Annotated in this window: 14 protein-coding genes; 2 read left to right on the plus strand and 12 right to left on the minus strand. The window is 67.7% G+C overall.

The genetic code is table 11. The features are described 5' to 3' along the window. Positions 1-326: 326 nt before the first annotated feature. From ACFUEJ_RS23615 to ACFUEJ_RS23660, 10 genes are all read right to left on the minus strand, one after another. On the minus strand, positions 327-1,256 hold the full coding sequence (locus tag ACFUEJ_RS23615) for an aminoglycoside phosphotransferase family protein (RefSeq protein WP_165629615.1): 930 nt from the start codon (positions 1,254-1,256) through the stop codon (positions 327-329). Further along, positions 1,253-1,957: a response regulator gene (locus tag ACFUEJ_RS23620; RefSeq protein ID WP_165629614.1), complete on the minus strand. Its 705-nt coding sequence runs from the start codon at positions 1,955-1,957 to the stop codon at positions 1,253-1,255. Before ACFUEJ_RS23620 ends, ACFUEJ_RS23615 begins: the two co-directional genes overlap by 4 nt. Beyond that, positions 1,954-4,503 carry a sensor histidine kinase KdpD gene (locus tag ACFUEJ_RS23625; protein WP_280360175.1) on the minus strand — a complete coding sequence of 850 codons (2,550 nt, stop codon included), beginning with the start codon at positions 4,501-4,503 and terminating at the stop codon, positions 1,954-1,956. Before ACFUEJ_RS23625 ends, ACFUEJ_RS23620 begins: the two co-directional genes overlap by 4 nt. Before the next feature lie 19 nt (positions 4,504-4,522). Continuing rightward, positions 4,523-5,158: a potassium-transporting ATPase subunit C gene (locus ACFUEJ_RS23630; RefSeq protein ID WP_280360176.1), complete on the minus strand. Its 636-nt coding sequence runs from the start codon at positions 5,156-5,158 to the stop codon at positions 4,523-4,525. Between the two features lie 4 nt (positions 5,159-5,162). Next, positions 5,163-7,244 (minus strand): potassium-transporting ATPase subunit KdpB, encoded by a 2,082-nt coding sequence (gene kdpB, locus ACFUEJ_RS23635; RefSeq protein WP_280361810.1) that lies wholly within the window; start codon positions 7,242-7,244, stop codon positions 5,163-5,165. 44 nt (positions 7,245-7,288) lie between these two features. After that, positions 7,289-9,094 carry a potassium-transporting ATPase subunit KdpA gene (gene kdpA / locus ACFUEJ_RS23640; protein WP_388032292.1) on the minus strand — a complete coding sequence of 602 codons (1,806 nt, stop codon included), beginning with the start codon at positions 9,092-9,094 and terminating at the stop codon, positions 7,289-7,291. A 4-nt stretch (positions 9,095-9,098) separates the two neighbouring features. After that, positions 9,099-9,197 (minus strand): potassium-transporting ATPase subunit F, encoded by a 99-nt coding sequence (locus tag ACFUEJ_RS23645; protein ID WP_083229393.1) that lies wholly within the window; start codon positions 9,195-9,197, stop codon positions 9,099-9,101. A gap of 246 nt (positions 9,198-9,443) precedes the next feature. Beyond that, on the minus strand, positions 9,444-9,839 hold the full coding sequence (locus ACFUEJ_RS23650) for a PPOX class F420-dependent oxidoreductase (protein ID WP_388032295.1): 396 nt from the start codon (positions 9,837-9,839) through the stop codon (positions 9,444-9,446). Then, positions 9,836-10,582 carry an Asp/Glu/hydantoin racemase gene (locus ACFUEJ_RS23655; protein ID WP_388032297.1) on the minus strand — a complete coding sequence of 249 codons (747 nt, stop codon included), beginning with the start codon at positions 10,580-10,582 and terminating at the stop codon, positions 9,836-9,838. The genes ACFUEJ_RS23650 and ACFUEJ_RS23655 overlap by 4 nt, the downstream gene beginning before the upstream one ends. 29 nt (positions 10,583-10,611) lie before the next feature. Beyond that, entirely contained in the window at positions 10,612-11,217 is a 606-nt protein-coding gene (locus tag ACFUEJ_RS23660; RefSeq protein WP_280360179.1) for a DNA-3-methyladenine glycosylase I, read from the minus strand. Positions 11,218-11,472: 255 nt separating this feature from the next. Between ACFUEJ_RS23660 and sigK the strand changes: the two genes are divergently transcribed. Both sigK and ACFUEJ_RS23670 read left to right on the plus strand, forming a co-directional pair. Further along, positions 11,473-12,027, plus strand: a complete 555-nt coding sequence (sigK, locus tag ACFUEJ_RS23665; RefSeq protein ID WP_058249824.1) for an ECF RNA polymerase sigma factor SigK — start codon at positions 11,473-11,475, stop codon at positions 12,025-12,027. Between the two features lie 328 nt (positions 12,028-12,355). Continuing rightward, a complete protein-coding gene (locus ACFUEJ_RS23670; protein WP_280360180.1) occupies positions 12,356-14,593 on the plus strand; it encodes an NADP-dependent isocitrate dehydrogenase in 2,238 nt (745 codons plus the stop codon). A gap of 329 nt (positions 14,594-14,922) precedes the next feature. Here the strand turns inward: ACFUEJ_RS23670 and ACFUEJ_RS23675 are convergent, their stop codons facing one another. Together ACFUEJ_RS23675 and ACFUEJ_RS23680 are read right to left on the minus strand one after the other, a co-directional pair. Further along, complete coding sequence (locus tag ACFUEJ_RS23675; protein WP_205333914.1) at positions 14,923-15,870, minus strand: adenylate/guanylate cyclase domain-containing protein; 948 nt, start codon at positions 15,868-15,870, stop codon at positions 14,923-14,925. A gap of 472 nt (positions 15,871-16,342) precedes the next feature. Next, positions 16,343-16,879 (minus strand): hypothetical protein, encoded by a 537-nt coding sequence (locus ACFUEJ_RS23680; protein ID WP_280360181.1) that lies wholly within the window; start codon positions 16,877-16,879, stop codon positions 16,343-16,345. Between the last annotated feature and the right edge of the window lie 296 nt (positions 16,880-17,175).

Raw genomic sequence — 17,175 nt, forward strand, 5'->3', positions numbered from 1 at the left:
GTTTCGACACGGCGACTCGCCTAGCGGCTCGTTGCCGGCTCAACCAGCGGAGGGGAGGTGCCGCATCAACCAGCGGAGGGAGGTGCCGCATCAACCAGCGGAGGGAGGTGCCGGCTCAACCAGCGGAGGGGGGTGCCGGCTCAACCAGCGGAGGGGGGTGCCGCCTCAACCAGCGGAGGGAGCTGCCGGCTCAACCAGCGGAGGGGGGTGCCGCCTCAACCAGCGGAGGGAGGTGCCGGCTCAACCAGCGGAGGGGGGTGCCGGCTCAACCAGCGGGGGCTCGCGACCGACGCACAGTCAACGAGATTCGGCGCACGGCCGACGGATCAGTCGATCACCGCTTTCGCGACGGTGATGCAGGTGGTGATCCACTCCCGGTCGGCCGGTCGGAGCGGGCGTGACGCGCGGTCGGCGTCCTCGATCGCCCAGTGCGCGTTGAGGATCATCCGGACGATGACCCAGTCGCGGGCCCGGTCCGGATCGAGGTCCGCCGCATCGGTGATGGTGTAGAAGCGGCGGCGGATGTCGTACCGAACGTCGGACACGCGCGGGCCGAGGCGATTCCACAGCATGGGGGCGAGTTCGTAGTGCGCATCCCCCGACATCGGGCTCGGGTCGATGGCGACCCAGCGGCCGTCGGCATCGGCGAGGACGTTCTCGTGGTGCAGGTCGCCGTGCACGATGACACCCACCGTGGCCGTGTCGGCCAGGAAGTCCCGGCCGACCGACAGCGCCTGCTCGACGAACCGGCGCGGAACCGGCGCGTCCCGCGGGATGCCGGCCAGGTTGTCCAGCCAGCGCTCGAGATGTGTGGTGAGGAGCGCCAGCCGCCCCGGCGCAGGGATGTGCAACCGGCCGTAGAGACCGGCGACCACCCGGCATGCTTCGTCATCGTCGATGGTCGTCAGATCGCGTCGCGTCAGTCGTTCGAGGAGGATCGCGCGTCGACGCGGATCGGCGCGCAACATGCGTACCGCCCCGCGACCGTGCCAATGTTGCAGTCCCAGTGCCTCTTGCGCACCTTCGTCGTCACCGTCGAACGCCACCTTGAGGACCGCCCGCGCACCCTGCCGATCGAGCACGGGAACGACGAGTGACTCGAACCCGTGCCACAGCTCGTCACCGTCACGACGCAATCCCCACTCGTCCAGGAGGGCCGAGACCGCGCCCGGTAGACGCGACAGCCAGTCCACCCAGAGCGGACCGAGCGCGGCCTGCTCCGACAGACCGACCGGGATCTCCGGCGCCGTGATCACAGTGCGCCGCGGACGAACCGGTAGCCCATTCCGGCCTCGGTCAGGAGGTGCCGCGGGTGCGCCGGGTCCTCCTCGAGTTTGCGTCGAAGACTCGCCAGGTAGACGCGCAGGTAGTTGCTCTGCCCCAGGTACCCCGGGCCCCACACCGTGGTCAGGATGTCACTCTGCGACACCAGTTTTCCCTCGTGACGCACCAGCATCTCCAGGATGCCCCACTCGGTCGGCGTCAGGTGGACCGGAACCTCCCCGCGCGTCACCTGTTTGGCGGCCAGATCCACGACGAAGGCACCCGCGTCCACGACCGGCGCTTCCGACGTCGCGTTCGACACGGCTCCGCGCCGTAGCGCGGCTCGCAGCCGGGCCAGGAACTCCTCCATGCCAAAGGGTTTGGTGACGTAATCGTCGGCCCCCGAGTCCAGCGCGACGACCTTGTCGGCAGCGTCGGTGCGCGCCGACAGGACGATGACGGGCACCGTCGTCCATCCGCGCAGTCCCTCGAGAACCGTCAGACCGTCGATGTCGGGCAGGCCGAGATCGAGCACCACGACGTGCGGGTTCTCCCGCGCGGCCGCTGTCAGCGCGGCGGCCCCGGTGGCCGCGGTCGTCACCGCGAAGCCACGCGCGTTGAGGTTGATCCGTAGGGCCCGCAACAACTGCGGTTCGTCGTCGACGACCAGGACCCGTGTCTTCTCGGCGCTCATCGGGTCGGCCTTGCTGTCTCGGGGTGCGCGTCCTCGTCGGTCGCGGGCAGGTCGACGACCATGGTGGCGCCACCGCCCGGCGTGTCCTCGACGCTCAGCACGCCCCCGATTGCCGTGACGAATCCCCGCGCCACCGACAGCCCCAGGCCCACCCCCGACGACGCGCCGCTGGTGTCGCCATTCTGGTGGAAGGGTACGAAGATCTGGTCTCGATCCACCATCGGGAGACCGGTTCCGTGGTCAACGACCCGGATCACGCATCGGGGCGGGTCGGCGGGGGTCAGCCGGGCGGTGATCTCGACCTGCCCGCCGCCGTGTCGGCGCGCGTTGTCGATGAGGTTCGCCAGCGCACGCTCGAGCAGTCCGGGATCGGTGTACGCCCAGGCATGTTCGAGATCGAAGACCGGGCCCGGTGGCCGGTCGGGACGGCCCGCCGTCACCGCGGCGCGATGCACGACCTCGGGCAGGAAGGTCCGCTGCCGCTGCGGCCGGACCGCCCCTGCCGCGAGCCGCGAGGAGTCCAGCAGGTTCCCCACCAGCGAGGTGAGGTGATCGACCGACTCGTCGACGGTCGCCAGCAGTTCCGCGGTGTCCTCGTCACTGAAGGTGACGTCGTCACTGCGCAGGCTCGACACCGCCGCCTTCGCCGCGGCCAACGGCGTCCGCAGTTCGTGTCCGACCGCCGACAGCAGGGCCCGCCGTAGCTCGTCGGTGCGCGCGAGCGCGTCGGCCGTCGCCGCCTCGGCTTCGAGGGCGTGACGCTGCACGGCGCCCGCCGCCTGCCCGGCCACGGCCGACAGGACGCGACGATCCCGCGCCCCGAGCTTCGGCCCGCGCAGGAGCAGTTCGAACTCGTCACCCGGCACGACGCAGACGGTGTCGGCGTCCTCCGGGGTCGTCGGCGGTGAGTCGCCCACCGCGGCCTCGACCGTCCGGCCGGCCCGCGAGGTCCGCCGTACCACCGACACGGCCGACTGATCGTAGGTCTCCCGGAACCGGTCCAGCAGGACCGGGACGTCGGCACCGCCGAGCACGACGCTGGAGAACAGCGCGAGCAGTTCGGCCTCGCGGGCGGCGTCCTGCGCCTGTGCACGTCGAACGGTCGCCGAATCCACCAGCGCGGCAACCGCGATCGCGATCAACAACATCACCAGGATGGTGATCAGATTGTCGGGCTGGCTGATCGTGAACGTGAACCTGGGATCGGTGAAGAAGTAGTTCAGCAGCAGGCCGGAGATGACCGCCGACAACGCGGCCGGCAGGATGCCACCGAGCATCGACACCGCCAGCACCGCAACGAAGTACAGCGCCGATTGGCTGGCGAAACCGAGCCACGGGTCGAGCAGCTGGAGCACCCCGGTGACGACGGCCGGGACCAGCACCGCGAAGACCCAGCTCAGCGGCCGGTGGAAGCGGGTGTCCCGGATGTCTAGTCGGGACCGCCGGGTCGTCTCGTCGTGGGTCACCATGTGCACGTCGATGCGGCCGCTCTCGCTCACCACGGCGGCGCCGACGCCTTCGTCGAAGATCCGCTGCCATCGCGGTCGGCGCGAGGTGCCGAGTACGAGCTGGGTGGCGTTGACGCCACGTGCGAAGTCCAGCAGCGTGTCCGGGATGTCGTCGCCGACGACGGTGTGGATTCGCGCCCCGAATCCCGTCGCGAGTTCCTTGAGCGCGGCGAGGTCCACGCCCGCACCGGTCAGCCCGTCGCCCCGTACCACATGGACGGCCAGCAGTTCGGCGCTCGACCGCGATGCGATCCGGCTCGCGCGTCGGAGCAGGGTCGGCGATTCGGCGCCACCGGTGACGGCCACCACGACCCGTTCACGCGCTTCCCAGGTCTCGGTGATGGAGTGCGCCGCACGATAATCCGCGAGCTTGTCGTCGACCTGGTCGGCGAGCCACAACAGCGCGAGCTCGCGCAGCGCGGTGAGGTTGCCCTGCCGGAAGTAGTTGACCAGGGCACCGTCGACCCGCCCGTTCGGGTAGACCTTGCCCGCGGACAGGCGCTGGCGCAACGCTTGCGGATCGATGTCGACGAGTTCGATCTCGTCGGCACCGCGCACAATGTCGTCGGGCACGGTCTCCCGTTGCACCACTCCGGTGATCTGGGCGACGACGTCGTTCAGACTCTCCAGGTGCTGGATGTTGATCGTCGAGTAGACGTCGATCCCGGCGGCGAGCAACTCCTCGATGTCCTCCCACCGCTTGCGGTTTCGGAGCCCGGGGACATTCGTGTGGGCGAGCTCGTCGACCAGCACCACCTGCGGCCGGCGAGCCAGCACAGAGTCGAGGTCCATGTCCTCCAACGGTGTCCCGCGGTAGGGGCGCCTGGTGCGCGGGACGACTTCCACACCTTCCGCGAGGGCGGCAGTCGCGACCCGCCCGTGGGATTCGACGACCCCGATCACGACGTCCGTGCCCTCGTCGACAAGGGTTCTGGCCTGCGCGAGCATCTCGTAGGTCTTGCCGACGCCGGGCGCACAACCGAGGAACACCCGCAGTTTGCCGCGACCATCGTGGTGCCCGGTCGCCGCTGATGTCATCGACCGAGTCTAACCGCGCTCACGGGGCGCGACAGCCGGGCGGCGCGTGCCCCAGCGCGAGGTTCACCTCGAGGACGTTCACGCGGGGCTCACCGAGGAATCCGAACTGTCTGCCCTCGGTGTGCGCGTCGATGACCGCCTCGATCTCCGCGGGTGACCGACGGTTCTCGCGCGCGAGCCGGGCGACCTGTAGCCCGGCATAGGCGGGACTGATGTGCGGGTCGAGTCCCGACCCCGACCCGGTCACCGCGTCGGCGGGCACCTGCGCGGGTGTCACTCCCTCCCGTGCGGCGATCAGCGCGCGACGCGCGGTGACGTTGGTCAGCAGGACCTCGCTGTTGGGCCCCTGATTGGTCGCCGCGGACGCTGCCGGGTCCCCGGTCGCCATCGGCTCACCCGGGGCGCCCACAACCCGAGCATGCAGATAAGGATCGGGCGCACCCGCTTCGACCTGCGGGTCGACACCGATCAGCGTCGAGCCGACCGCACATCCCGCGGTATCGAACACCCGCGAGCCCTCCGCCCCGTCGGTGTTCACCCGCGAGATCGCCCACACGGCAGCCGGATAGGCGAGGCCCAGGATCAGCGTGAGACCGAGGATCATGCCCGCGGCGGCGACGCATTGCCGGACGAAGCCGGACCAGACTGTGTTCATGACGTCATCCCATTCCCGGAAGAAGACGAACGAGGAGATCGATCAGCCAGATGCCGACGAACGGCGTGACCACCCCACCGATTCCGTAGACGAGTAGGTTGCGGCCCAACAACTTCGACGCCGAGTCCGGCCGGTAGCGCACGCCGCGCAACGACAGCGGGATGAGCGCCACGATGATCAGTGCGTTGAAGATCACCGCGGACACGATCGCCGACTGCGCCGAATGCAGGCCCATGATGTTCAGGGCGTCGAGTTGTGGATAGACGGCGGTGAACATCGCGGGCAGGATCGCGAAGTACTTCGCGAGGTCGTTGGCGAGCGAGAACGTCGTCAGGGCACCTCGGGTGATCAGCAACTGCTTGCCGATGCCGACGACCTCGATGAGTTTCGTCGGGTCGGAGTCGAGGTCCACCATGTTGCCGGCTTCCTTGGCCGCCGATGTCCCGGTGTTCATCGCCAGCCCCACGTCGGCCTGCGCCAGCGCCGGTGCATCGTTGGTACCGTCGCCGGTCATCGCGACCAGACGCCCGGCGGCCTGCTCCGAGCGGATGAGATCCAGCTTCTGCTCGGGTGTGGCCTCGGCGACGAAGTCGTCGACACCGGCCTCGGTCGCGATGGCCCGGGCGGTGAGCGGGTTGTCGCCGGTGACCATCACGGTGCGGATGCCCATCGCGCGGAGCTGCGCGAACCGCGCTGTCATGCCGGGCTTCACCACATCGGACAGCCCGATCACACCCATGACGCGGGCGGGCCGGCCGGCGTCGCGGACGCCGACCACGAGCGGCGTGCCACCCGCCGACGACACCCGCTCCACATCGGCGGCGACGGCGTCGTCGACGGCCCCTGCTCCGGCGATCACCCAGCGGGTGACCGCGTCGGCGGCGCCTTTCCGATACTCGACCACACCGCCGTCGGTCCGGGAGTCCACGCCGCTCATCCGCGTCTGCGCGGTGAACGGGATGATCGTGTCGCCGGTCGCTGCGTCCGGCGCGATGCCGTACGCGGTCCGGCAGAGTTCGACGATGCTGCGTCCCTCGGGGGTGTCGTCGGCGAGACTGCAGCGGTGGGCGATTCGTGCCAGTTCGTCGACGGACACCCCGGGGGCCGCGTACAGATCGGTGGCGCGCCGGTTGCCGTAGGTGATGGTCCCGGTTTTGTCCATCAGGAGTGTGTCGATGTCGCCGGCCGCCTCGACCGCGCGCCCCGACATGGCCAGGACGTTGCGCTGCACCAGCCGATCCATGCCGGCGATGCCGATCGAGCTGAGCAGGGCGCCGATGGTCGTCGGTATGAGGCACACCAGCAGCGCGATCAGTTTCACCGGGTCGGGGGACTGCCCGGCGTACTCCTGCATCGGCGAGACAGCGACGACCGCGAGGAGGAAGATCACCGTCAGGCTCGTCAGCAGGATGTCCAGCGCGATCTCGTTGGGGGTCTTCGTCCGCGCGGCGCCCTCGACGAGCGCGATCATCCGGTCGACGAAGGTCTCCCCCGGCGCCGTGGTGATCCGGACGACGATGCGGTCGGAGAGCACCACGGTTCCGCCGGTGACCGCCGAGCGATCGCCACCGGATTCGCGGACGACCGGCGCCGACTCGCCGGTGATCGCCGACTCGTCCACGGTGGCGATCCCGTCGACGACGTCGCCGTCACCGGCGATGACCTCGCCCGCCTCGACCACGACGAGGTCGCCGATCCGCAGGTCGCTGCCGGCGACCTCCTCGGTCGCCCCGACCCCGGTGACGTCGTCGTCGGCGCGGAGCCGACGAGCGACCGTGTCCCGCTTCACCTTTCGCAGACTGTCGGCCTGCGCCCGGCCACGTCCCTCGGCGACGGCTTCGGCGAGGTTGGCGAACAGGACGGTGAACCACAGCCAGGCGGCGACGGTCCAGCTGAACCAGGATGGCCGCAGCATCGCGAGCAGGGTGGTGACGACGGCTCCGAGGAACACGACGAACATCACCGGGTTCCGGGCCTGATCGCGCGGGCTGAGCTTCCGCAGTGCCAGCGGCATCGACGTCACCAGCGAACGCACGTCGAAGGCGCCGCGCGACACCAGCGTCGGCTCGGCGTCGATGGGATCCACGACGCTCGTCTTGTCAGGATCGTCGGAGGTGACGAGTTGTGTGGTCACAGCAGTGCCTCGGCAATCGGTCCCAGCGCCATGGCCGGGAAGAAGGTGAGACCGGCGACGAGCACAATGGTCGCGGTCAGAAGGAATCCGAACAGGAGTCCGGAGGTGGGCAGGGTCGAACGCGTCTCCGCCGCAACGTCATCGGTGGCGGTGTCGGCAGGGACGGTGAGAACCGCGGTCGACGCGCCGCCGACTCGGTCCCCGATGGCGGCCGACGGTCGCGCGGGGTCCCCGGACCGGGCGTCACCACCGCGCGGCGTCTGCCGGGCGAGCAGCCCGGCCAGCGCGAGCACCAGCACGATCGGCAGGAAACGACCCACGAGCATCGCCATACCGAGCGAGGCCTGGAACCAGTCACCGGTCACCGTGAGTCCGCCGAACGCACTGCCGTTGTTGTTCGCCGCCGACGCGTACGCGTACAGGACTTCGCTGAACCCGTGGATCGAGCCCGGACTCCCCGGCGCCCCGCTGTTGCCCTGCGCCTGCGTCGTCGATCCCAGGATCATGGAGATCCCGGTGCCGATCAATACGAGCGCCGGCATCACCAGCACGTACAGCGCGGCCATGGTGATCTCGTGCTGTCCGATGCGTTTACCGAGGAACGTGGGCGAGCGCCCGACGAGCAGACCACCGATGAAGACGGTGATCATCGCCATCACGAGGATGCCGTAGAGACCCGATCCCACACCGCCGGGTGCGACCTCACCGAGCAGCATGTTCCACAGGACGGCGCCGCCGCCGACCGCCGAGAAACTGTCGTGCGCGGAGTTCACCGCGCCGGTCGACGTGCCGGTGGTCGACACCGCGAACAGCGCCGATCCGGGGATGCCGAACCGGACCTCCTTGCCTTCCATCATCCCCCCGGCGGCCGCGGAAGCGCTTCCGGGGGTGCGGCTCTCGAAGATCCACACGAGCGTGAGCATCAGCGACCAGATCGCGGCCATCACGCCGAGCAGCGTCAGTCCCTGCTGGCGGTCGCCGACCATCCTTCCGTAGGTGCGCGTCAGGCAGACCGGGATCAACAGGAGTACGGCGATCTCCAGCAGGTTCGACAAAGGCGTCGGGTTGGAGAACGGGTGTGCCGAGTTCGCCGACAGTGTCCCGCCGCCGTTGGTGCCGAGTTCCTTGATGGCCTCCTGCGAGGCGAACGGGCCGAGCATGCTCCGCGCGTCGGCACCGTCGAGGGTGGTCCACCCGAACCCGGTGTGCCAGGACTGCACCAGCCCCTGGGTGATCAGCAGTGTCGCGAGGACGAGACTGAGCGGCAACAGGATTCGGACCGATCCGCGCACCAGGTCCACCCAGAAGTTCCCGATCTCGCCGGTTCCGCGGCGGCTCACGATCCCGCGGATGACCGCGATCGCGACCGCCAGTCCCACCGCTGCCGAGACGAAGTTCTGGACGGCGAGGCCGAGCATCTGTGTCAGGTTGCTCATCACCACTTCGGGCGAGAAGGACTGCCAGTTGGTGTTGCTGACGAAGGAGATCGCGGTATTGAACGCCATCGACGGGGCCACACCGGATTTACCGTCGGACCACGGCAACACCCCCTGCAGACGCTGCAGCAGGTAGACGACGAGGAACGAGATCAGCGAAAAGGCCAGCACCGCAAGGGCGTAACCGACCCAGGTCTGCTGGCGGCGGGGGTCCACCCGCGCCATCCGGTAGAGGACACGCTCGACGAGAAGGTCCTTCTCACCGGTGTAGACGCGTGCCATGTAATCGCCCACGGGGACGTAGGCGAGGGCGAGGATGACGACCAGCGCGGCCACCTGCAGCAGTCCCGCAACAGTTGTGTTCACGCCGTCAGAACCTCTCCGGGAACACCAGCGCGACGAGCAGGAACACCACGGTCGCGGCGGCGAGGGCCAGCAGCACGACGTTGGTCACCCCGTCCGCGGTCACGATCTGGTCCGCACATCGAGGGCCCGCACCGCCAGCACACACAGGACGAACCCCGCGAGGGCCGGCAGCACGTACACGAGATCCGCCACGCAGTCACTCTCCGATCACATCGACGTCCACCACTCGGTGGCCACGTCGAAGGATCACGCAGCCCGACGGGCCGCGAAAGAGTCCTTAACGCATTCCATACGCGGGCCACGCCGTTATTGATGCGGCGTTGACATCCGCGCAGAGCGGCGCGGGTTGCTACGCCGTAGGCGTGATGACGATCCCCACGCTGCCGTGGTCGCCCCGGCGGAGCTTGCTACCGAGCATGGTGATCTTGCCCAGGAGTCCGTACTTGTCGGCGATCGCCTTCTTGACGCGGCCGCTGTCCGCGGCGTCGAGCACCTCGGCGGTACCGCCGACCGGTGCGCCGAAAGACTTGTGGCCCCGCACATCACAGGCCTGCACGACGACGCGCGGATCGCGTCGCAGACGCTTGACCTTCCACGAATCCGCGACGGTCCACATGACGAGCTGGTCGCCGTCGAGCGCCGCCCACAGCGGCGAGGTCACCGCAGTGCCGTCCTTGCGGTAGGTCGTCAGATTCACGTACTTGGCGGTGCCTGCTTCGCCGAATGTCGCCGCGCTCGAGGTCATGCGGCAATGCTACGGGCAAACAGTGTCTGCGCATGGCCGTCCGACGAGCCGGCGGGCCCGTTGATCTCACCGAGAACCCCGGCGTCGCACAGGGTCGCCCAGGCGGTGACCTGGTTCGCCGACAGGACGGGCTTGCCGAGTTCGGCTTCGAGCCCGGCGAGGATGTCGTAGGTCCACAGGTTGGTGCAGGACACGAAGATCGCCTCGGCGTCGGGGTGGTCCGCGGCGCGAATGAGGTCCGCCGTCACGTGGTACGGAATGGTCCAGATCTCGGAGTTCCGCCCGAGCCCCGCCTGCGCCACGACGCTCCGGCCGGACTCCGCGAGGAAATCGCACAGCAGGCCGGTGAGGGACGCGGTGTACGGCGTGGCGACCGAGAGCGTACCGATGCCCAGTACATCGAGCGCACGGATCAGTGCCTCCGACGTCGTCACCGCCCGGTCGGCACCGGCCGCGACCATGCAGTTCGAGATCTCGAGCGCACCGGCCATCCCGTAAACGAAGCTGCCGGATGCGCAGGCGTAACCGAAGGCGCGCGGCCCGACCGACGAGACGGCCCGCACGGCGGCGGCGATCTCGGCGTGGTTGTTCAGGTCGCGGCACAGTTCCACGTCCACGGGCGCGTCGATGAAACCGGTGCGGGTGAAGTACAGCGACACCGAATCCGGCATCCACCGCCACAGCTCACGATCGAGAGCCATGTCGAACGGGCACACCATCCCGATACCGATCTGGGCCGTCATGCAGGGATGATGGCACATTGTCGGATTGTCTACAATTTGTGCAGGCCCGCCTCGCGCAACGCCGCTTCCACGTCCTCGCGGATCACGCAGCCGTAGGCGTGGTCGTTGACCATTCCCGTCGCCTGCATGAGAGCGAACATCGTGGTCGGACCGACGAACCGCCAGCCGCGCTTCTTCAAGTCCTTGGACAGAGCGAGCGACTCGGGCGAGGTCGTCATCGAACCCGGCACGTGGTCCCCGGCGGGGGCGTATTTCCAGAAATAGGACTCCAGCGACCCCTGCTCGTCGATCAGTTCGACGGCCCGGCGAGCATTGTTGATCGATGCCTCGATCTTGCCGCGGTGTCGGATGACGCCGGCGTCGGCGAGCAGCCTGGCGACGTCGGCGTCGGTGAAGCGTGCCACGCGCTCGATGTCGAATCCGGCGAACGCGGCCCGGAAGTTCTCCCGCTTGATCAGAATCGTCCGCCAGCTGAGCCCGGACTGGAAACCCTCGAGGCAGACACGCTCGAACAGCGCCGTGTCACCGGCTATCGGGAATCCCCACTCCGTGTCGTGGTAGGTGGTCTCCGGCTCACGCGCCGCCCACAGGCAACGCGCTCGACCGTCGGCGATCGTTATGGTGTCGTCAGGCATGCACGCCCCTCTCGTCGCGAGGAGGCTACTCCGCGACACCGACATCCCAGCTCATCGGCGGTTCGGGGGGTACGAGCGCCGCCGTTATCTCCCCGTTACCAAGTATTGCGAAAGCGTCCCGTTGTGTGTCGCGATGATCACTTTGCGCAGCGCGGGGCATAGCGTTGGACACATCGCAACTCGGCCACCCGGCGCAGTGCCGCCCGACGTGAGCCCCGAGAGCGGGACAATCCATCTGCGGCAAGGAGCTTCGTGATGAAAGACACCGAACTGAGCACTCTCCTCGCCCGGGTGGCCACCGGCGACATGGACGCGTTCGCGCAGTTCTACGACGCGACGTGCGACCGGGTCTACGGCATGACGCTGCGGGTCCTCCGCGATCCGGGCTACAGCGAGGAGGCCACCCAGGAGACGTTCCTGGCGGTCTGGCGCAATGCCGACGCCTACGATCCCGCGTCCGGCTCCGCACTGTCGTGGATTCTCACTCTCGCGCATCGTCGCGCGGTCGATCGCGTGCGCTCCGAGTCGGCGGCGACCCGCCGGACCGTCGCCTACGGCATCGCCGACACCGGTCGCGAGGTCGACGAGGTCAGCGAATCGGTGGAGCGACGCGAGATCGCCCGTCTGATCCACACCGGCCTGGAAACCCTCACCCCGCTGCAGCGCCAGGCGATCGAGCTCGCCTACTTCCATGGGCTCACCTACCGCGAGGTCGCCGAGCATCTCGACGTCGCCCTGCCGACCGTCAAGTCCCGCATCCGGGACGGCCTGATCAGACTCCGGCAGACCGTGCCGGTTCGCGTCGCCTGACACCACCCGCGCCAAGCCCCACCGGCCCGACCGACCCCGCTCGACGGCGATCACCCGCCAACCGAGTGGGGTCGACTCATGTCGGCACCCCGGACGAATCGGCTGTGGCGTCGACCACACAAATTTTGGGACGCAGGCCAGGTCACAGCCGTTACCACCTGGCGTTCGACGCGAATCCACCGACCACGTCTCCCGCCGCCCGGCCCGGACAGGCAAAATCATGGGTGGATGTCACGCGAGTCCATCCCCGTCGTGATATCGGTAAAACCGGACCCACAAGGCCGCACACACAAACGCGTCGACCAAGACAGAATCGAGAACACATCGCATGAGTGCCGAACAGCCGACCATCATCTATACGCTGACCGACGAGGCACCCATGCTCGCCACTCACGCGTTTCTACCGGTCGTGCGCACGTTCGCCGGGGCGGCCGGGATCGCCGTCGAGACCAGCGACATCTCCGTCGCGGCTCGCATCCTCGCCGAGTTCTCCGACCTCCTGCCCGATGACCAGAAGGTCACCGACAACCTGGGCGAGCTCGGCAAGCTGACCCAGAAGTCCGACACCAACATCATCAAGCTCCCCAACATCTCCGCGTCGGTCCCCCAGCTGCTCGCCGCCATCAAGGAGCTCCAGGGCAAGGGTTACGACCTGCCCGACTTCCCGGGCAACCCGAAGACCGACGAGGAGCGCGCGATTCGCGACCGGTACACCAAGTGCCTCGGTAGCGCCGTGAACCCCGTTCTGCGCGAAGGTAACTCGGACCGTCGAGCACCGAAGGCGGTCAAGGAGTACGCGAAGAAGCACCCGCACAGCATGGGTGAGTGGTCGATGGCTTCGCGCACCCACGTCGCCCACATGCGCGAAGGCGACTTCTACCACGGCGAGAAGTCGATGACCGTCTCCGGCGACCGCAAGGTCAAGATGGAGCTGATCACCGACTCCGGCGAGACCCTCGTGCTCAAGCCCGAGGTCACGCTGACCGACGGTGACGTCATCGACAGCATGTTCATGAGCAAGAAGGCCCTGATCAAGTTCTACGAGGAACAGATCGACGACGCCTACAAGACCGGCGTGATGTTCTCGCTGCACGTCAAGGCCACCATGATGCGCGTCTCGCACCCCATCGTCTTCGGGCACGCGGTCAAGGTCTTCTACCGCGAGGCCTTCGAGAAGCACGGCGAACTCTTCGACGAGCTCGGCGTCAACGTCAACAACGGGCTGTCGGATCTCTACAGCAAGATCGAGTCGCTGCCCAGCGCGCAGCGCGAGGAGATCATCGACGACCTGCACAAGTGCCACGAGCATCGCCCCGAGCTGGCGATGGTCGACTCGGCCCGCGGCATCACCAACTTCCACTCCCCCAGCGACGTCATCGTCGACGCCTCGATGCCGGCCATGATCCGCGCGGGCGGCAAGATGTACGGCGCCGATGGCCGGCTCAAGGACACCAAGGCCGTCAACCCGGAGTCGACCTTCTCCCGCATCTACCAGGAGATGATCAACTTCTGTAAGACCAACGGACAGTTCGATCCCACGACGATGGGCACGGTGCCCAACGTCGGTCTGATGGCGCAGAAGGCCGAGGAGTACGGCTCGCACGACAAGACCTTCGAGGTCCCCGCGGGCGGCACCGCCAACATCACCGATCTGGAGACCGGCGAGGTGCTGCTCACCCAGACCGTCGAAGAGGGCGACATCTGGCGTCTGTGCATCGTCAAGGACGCGCCCGTCCAGGACTGGATCAAGCTGGCCGTGAACCGGTGCCGCGATTCCGGGATGCCGGTGCTCTTCTGGCTCGACCCGTACCGCCCGCATGAGAACGAGCTGATCAAGAAGGTCCACAAGTACCTGCCGGATCACGACACCGAGGGCCTCGACATCCAGATCATGTCGCAGGTCCGCGCCATGCGGTACACCCTCGAGCGCGTCGTCCGCGGCCTGGACACCATCTCGGCGACGGGCAACATTCTGCGCGACTACCTGACCGACCTGTTCCCGATCCTGGAACTCGGCACCAGCGCCAAGATGCTGTCGATCGTCCCGCTGATGGCCGGCGGCGGACTCTACGAGACCGGCGCGGGCGGCTCGGCACCGAAGCACGTCAAGCAGCTCATCGAGGAGAACCACCTCCGCTGGGATTCGCTCGGCGAGTTCCTCGCGCTCGCGGTGAGCCTCGAGGACGTGGGCAAGAAGTTCGACGACAAGCGCGCCGTTCTCCTCGCGAAGGCCCTCGACACCGCCACCGGCAAGCTGCTCGAGAACGACAAGGGACCGTCGCGCAAGACCGGCGAACTCGACAACCGCGGCAGCCAGTTCTACCTGGCGCTCTACTGGGCTCAGGAACTCGCCGCGCAGACCGAGGACGACGAGCTCGCGAAGCACTTCTCGTCGCTGGCCGAAACCCTCGCGGCCAACGAGGACAAGATCGTCGAGGAGCTCAACGCGGTTCAGGGCGAGCAGGTCGACATCGGCGGCTACTACTACCCCGACTGGGACAAGACCGCCGCCGTCATGCGTCCGAGCACGACGTTCAACGAGGCACTCGCGAACGCGCAGCGCTGATCTGGAAGTCGGCGTGGGTCTCGAGTGAGGCCCACGCCGACTCATCAGACCCATTCGAACTGGATCAGACGCTGGCCGCAGATGCCCGTCGCGTCAACAACATTCGGCCCGTGGAGTAGTGCGTGCGATCGACAAGATCCTCGAGGGGCGGGAGCCGCAGCTGGGGTTGACCAGTCGTGCGGTGGTCACGGCCCGTCGTGCGCCCATCGTGCGTGTCGGCGGGCACAGGCAACGCGTCTATCGGGCCCGTAAAGTCGGCGCGGCCGCACGTAGTCCTCTCGATCTCTTCGGCGTACACACACCCTGCTAGCAAACAGGTCGAGGATCGGTCAGTCGGAGTAGCGGGGCACGACGGCGAACACCTCGATGTCGCGCGGTACCCCCTTGGCGCGGAATCGCCGACGACGAGTGGCGTACCGATCAGCGCCGGCGGCCTCGACGGTCGCTCCGCTGGCCAACAGCTCACCGGCTCCCGCCGCTGCCGCGACCCGAGCGGCGACGTTCACATCGACACCGAGGAAATCGTCACCGACCGCCCGCGGTTCGCCGGTGTGGAGACCGGCTCGCAGCTGTGGCCGGTAGTCCCCGACCGTCAGGGCACTCACGGCGACGATCACCTCGTGACCGGCCTCGATCGCTTCGACACCGTCGATGAACACGGCCATCGTCCCGTCGCCGAGATGTTTGACGATGCGTCCGCCGCGGCTGCGCACGATGTTCTCGGTGACGCCGTTGACGTCGCGCAGGAGTTGGAGGACCTGGTCGTCTCCGGCATGCAGGGCCCACGTCGAGAATCCGACGAGATCGGTGACCAAGATGGTGGCGGGGACTGGGGTGCGTTCGGATCGACGACGTCGTGTGGTCACCAACGCCTGCCACACCTGGATCGATGCGAGGCCGAGCTCTCGTATGGCACTGGGTTTCTCGGGCCGGGACTCGCTGATGAGGCGGGCCACGCGGTCGGATGCACGCGGCCCGGTGATCGGGTTCTCGTCGTGCGGGATCAGATCTCGTGCGGCGCGAGCCGCCTTGACGACCCCGGCCCTGGAGTCGGTGCGGGCCAGCAGGTCGGCCATCCGGCGCCCGGGTCCGGGACGGTCGGGATCGTCGCGTCGGACGGGAAGCCGGTCGCCCCGACGACGGGTCGACCCACCGGTCCTATCGTTCGCTGCGGAGGGCCCGTCCGGGCCGTCCGCGGCGGATGTCGCATCGTCCTCGGTCGGACCGGGATCCGGGAGACCGTCGCGGTCACGTGTCGAATCGTCGGCTCCGGTCACGCCTTGAGTCTAGTGGCCCCGCTCATCGCGAGACCGACACCGCCGCGGCCTCGGTGACACCGTTCCAAACGCTGAACAAGCCACACAACGCCGACCCACGTCGCACTGCGACGGGGCCCGATGTGACGACTGATGACGTCGACAGTCGCGAACATCGACAAGGTGATCCAGACGCAGAACAACACAAACAACGCGAAACCGATATAGAACGGCCAGTTGTCCGCGCGGCAATCAGCAGCGCATTCGGATAGTCCGGCCGTGGCCACCAGCACATCCACCATCTAATCGCCGCGGGCAGCCCTACCCGACGGCCTCGTCGAGGAGGACGACCGTGTCGACGAGCGCACCGCCTGCACACGGATCATGCCATCGAAATTCACTCATCCATCATTACGGTCGGCCCTCACAGGCGGGTCGTCATTAGTTCGAGTGGCGCTGTACGAACTACGCGAAGCGTGCTGCACCCGTTCGATCAGAATGGGGCGGCGGAAATGTAGAGCCATGTGCTGCGGTCACCCGCCTGGGGGTCGAACCAGACGGTGAGATGACCGCCCCACTCCCCCGCTGACGCCGGGTCGTTGTAGTCGCCAGCCGGCCGGCCACATGCCATCAGAGTCGGTGAGGGCGGCGGGCCGTGCCTCGACGGTGAGCGCATCGACGCCATATTCGGCGGATCGGTGGTCGCACAGTGCAGCCGTGACTGCCGAATGATCCTGTCGCGCAACATCGCACCGTCCGCTTTCACGACGACGTAAGCACTCGGTTTGCCTTGCAACTGCGATGTCACTTCCCCGTAGTTGATGGCGCTGTCGTTCAGGTGAACACCCATGGCTTCGGCGATCCGTTCAGCCCCGTCGGCGTCTTCTGTGACCGACACCTTGGACAGGCTGTCCTCGAACCACGACGAGCGAAGAGTGAGCCAACCAGCGGCACCGATGAGCACGATCGCGGCGGCGAAGGCGGTGATGATTCCACCGAGCACCCAGAAAAACAACACCTTGGTACGCACTCATCAACTGTGGCACGCCTACATCTGCCCGCCATCACCTGCACGCGCTGGCCGCGGCGACGCACCGCGTCTGAGCAGGTCGGGATTGACGACTCGGATGGCCTGGACGAAGGCAACGACGAGCGCTCCGTAGCTGCACACCGAGTACGGCCGGGGGCTGTGGGTGCTCATTGTGATTCGGGGGTCGTCTCGAATCCAGTAGGTGCAGCGCACGCCGAGGGGAAGGAGCTCGAATCGGTGAGACCAGTCGAGGCTGGGATGGAATGTGCTCACCACGTCTGGAGGCGGCGGTGGTA

It is taken from the genome of Gordonia sp. NPDC057258 (assembly GCF_042668985.1).
In the GTDB taxonomy this organism is placed as follows: Bacteria; Actinomycetota; Actinomycetes; order Mycobacteriales; family Mycobacteriaceae; genus Gordonia; species Gordonia hongkongensis.

Coding starts and splice junctions, on each gene's coding strand:
- ACFUEJ_RS23650 (WP_388032295.1), bottom strand. CDS start 9,839: ATGACCTCGAGCGCGGCGACATTCGGCGAAGCAGGCACCGCCAAGTAC.
- ACFUEJ_RS23630 (WP_280360176.1), bottom strand. CDS start 5,158: ATGAACACAGTCTGGTCCGGCTTCGTCCGGCAATGCGTCGCCGCCGCG.
- ACFUEJ_RS23620 (WP_165629614.1), bottom strand. CDS start 1,957: ATGAGCGCCGAGAAGACACGGGTCCTGGTCGTCGACGACGAACCGCAG.
- ACFUEJ_RS23670 (WP_280360180.1), top strand. CDS start 12,356: ATGAGTGCCGAACAGCCGACCATCATCTATACGCTGACCGACGAGGCA.
- ACFUEJ_RS23655 (WP_388032297.1), bottom strand. CDS start 10,582: ATGACGGCCCAGATCGGTATCGGGATGGTGTGCCCGTTCGACATGGCT.
- ACFUEJ_RS23625 (WP_280360175.1), bottom strand. CDS start 4,503: ATGACATCAGCGGCGACCGGGCACCACGATGGTCGCGGCAAACTGCGG.
- sigK (WP_058249824.1), top strand. CDS start 11,473: ATGAAAGACACCGAACTGAGCACTCTCCTCGCCCGGGTGGCCACCGGC.
- ACFUEJ_RS23660 (WP_280360179.1), bottom strand. CDS start 11,217: ATGCCTGACGACACCATAACGATCGCCGACGGTCGAGCGCGTTGCCTG.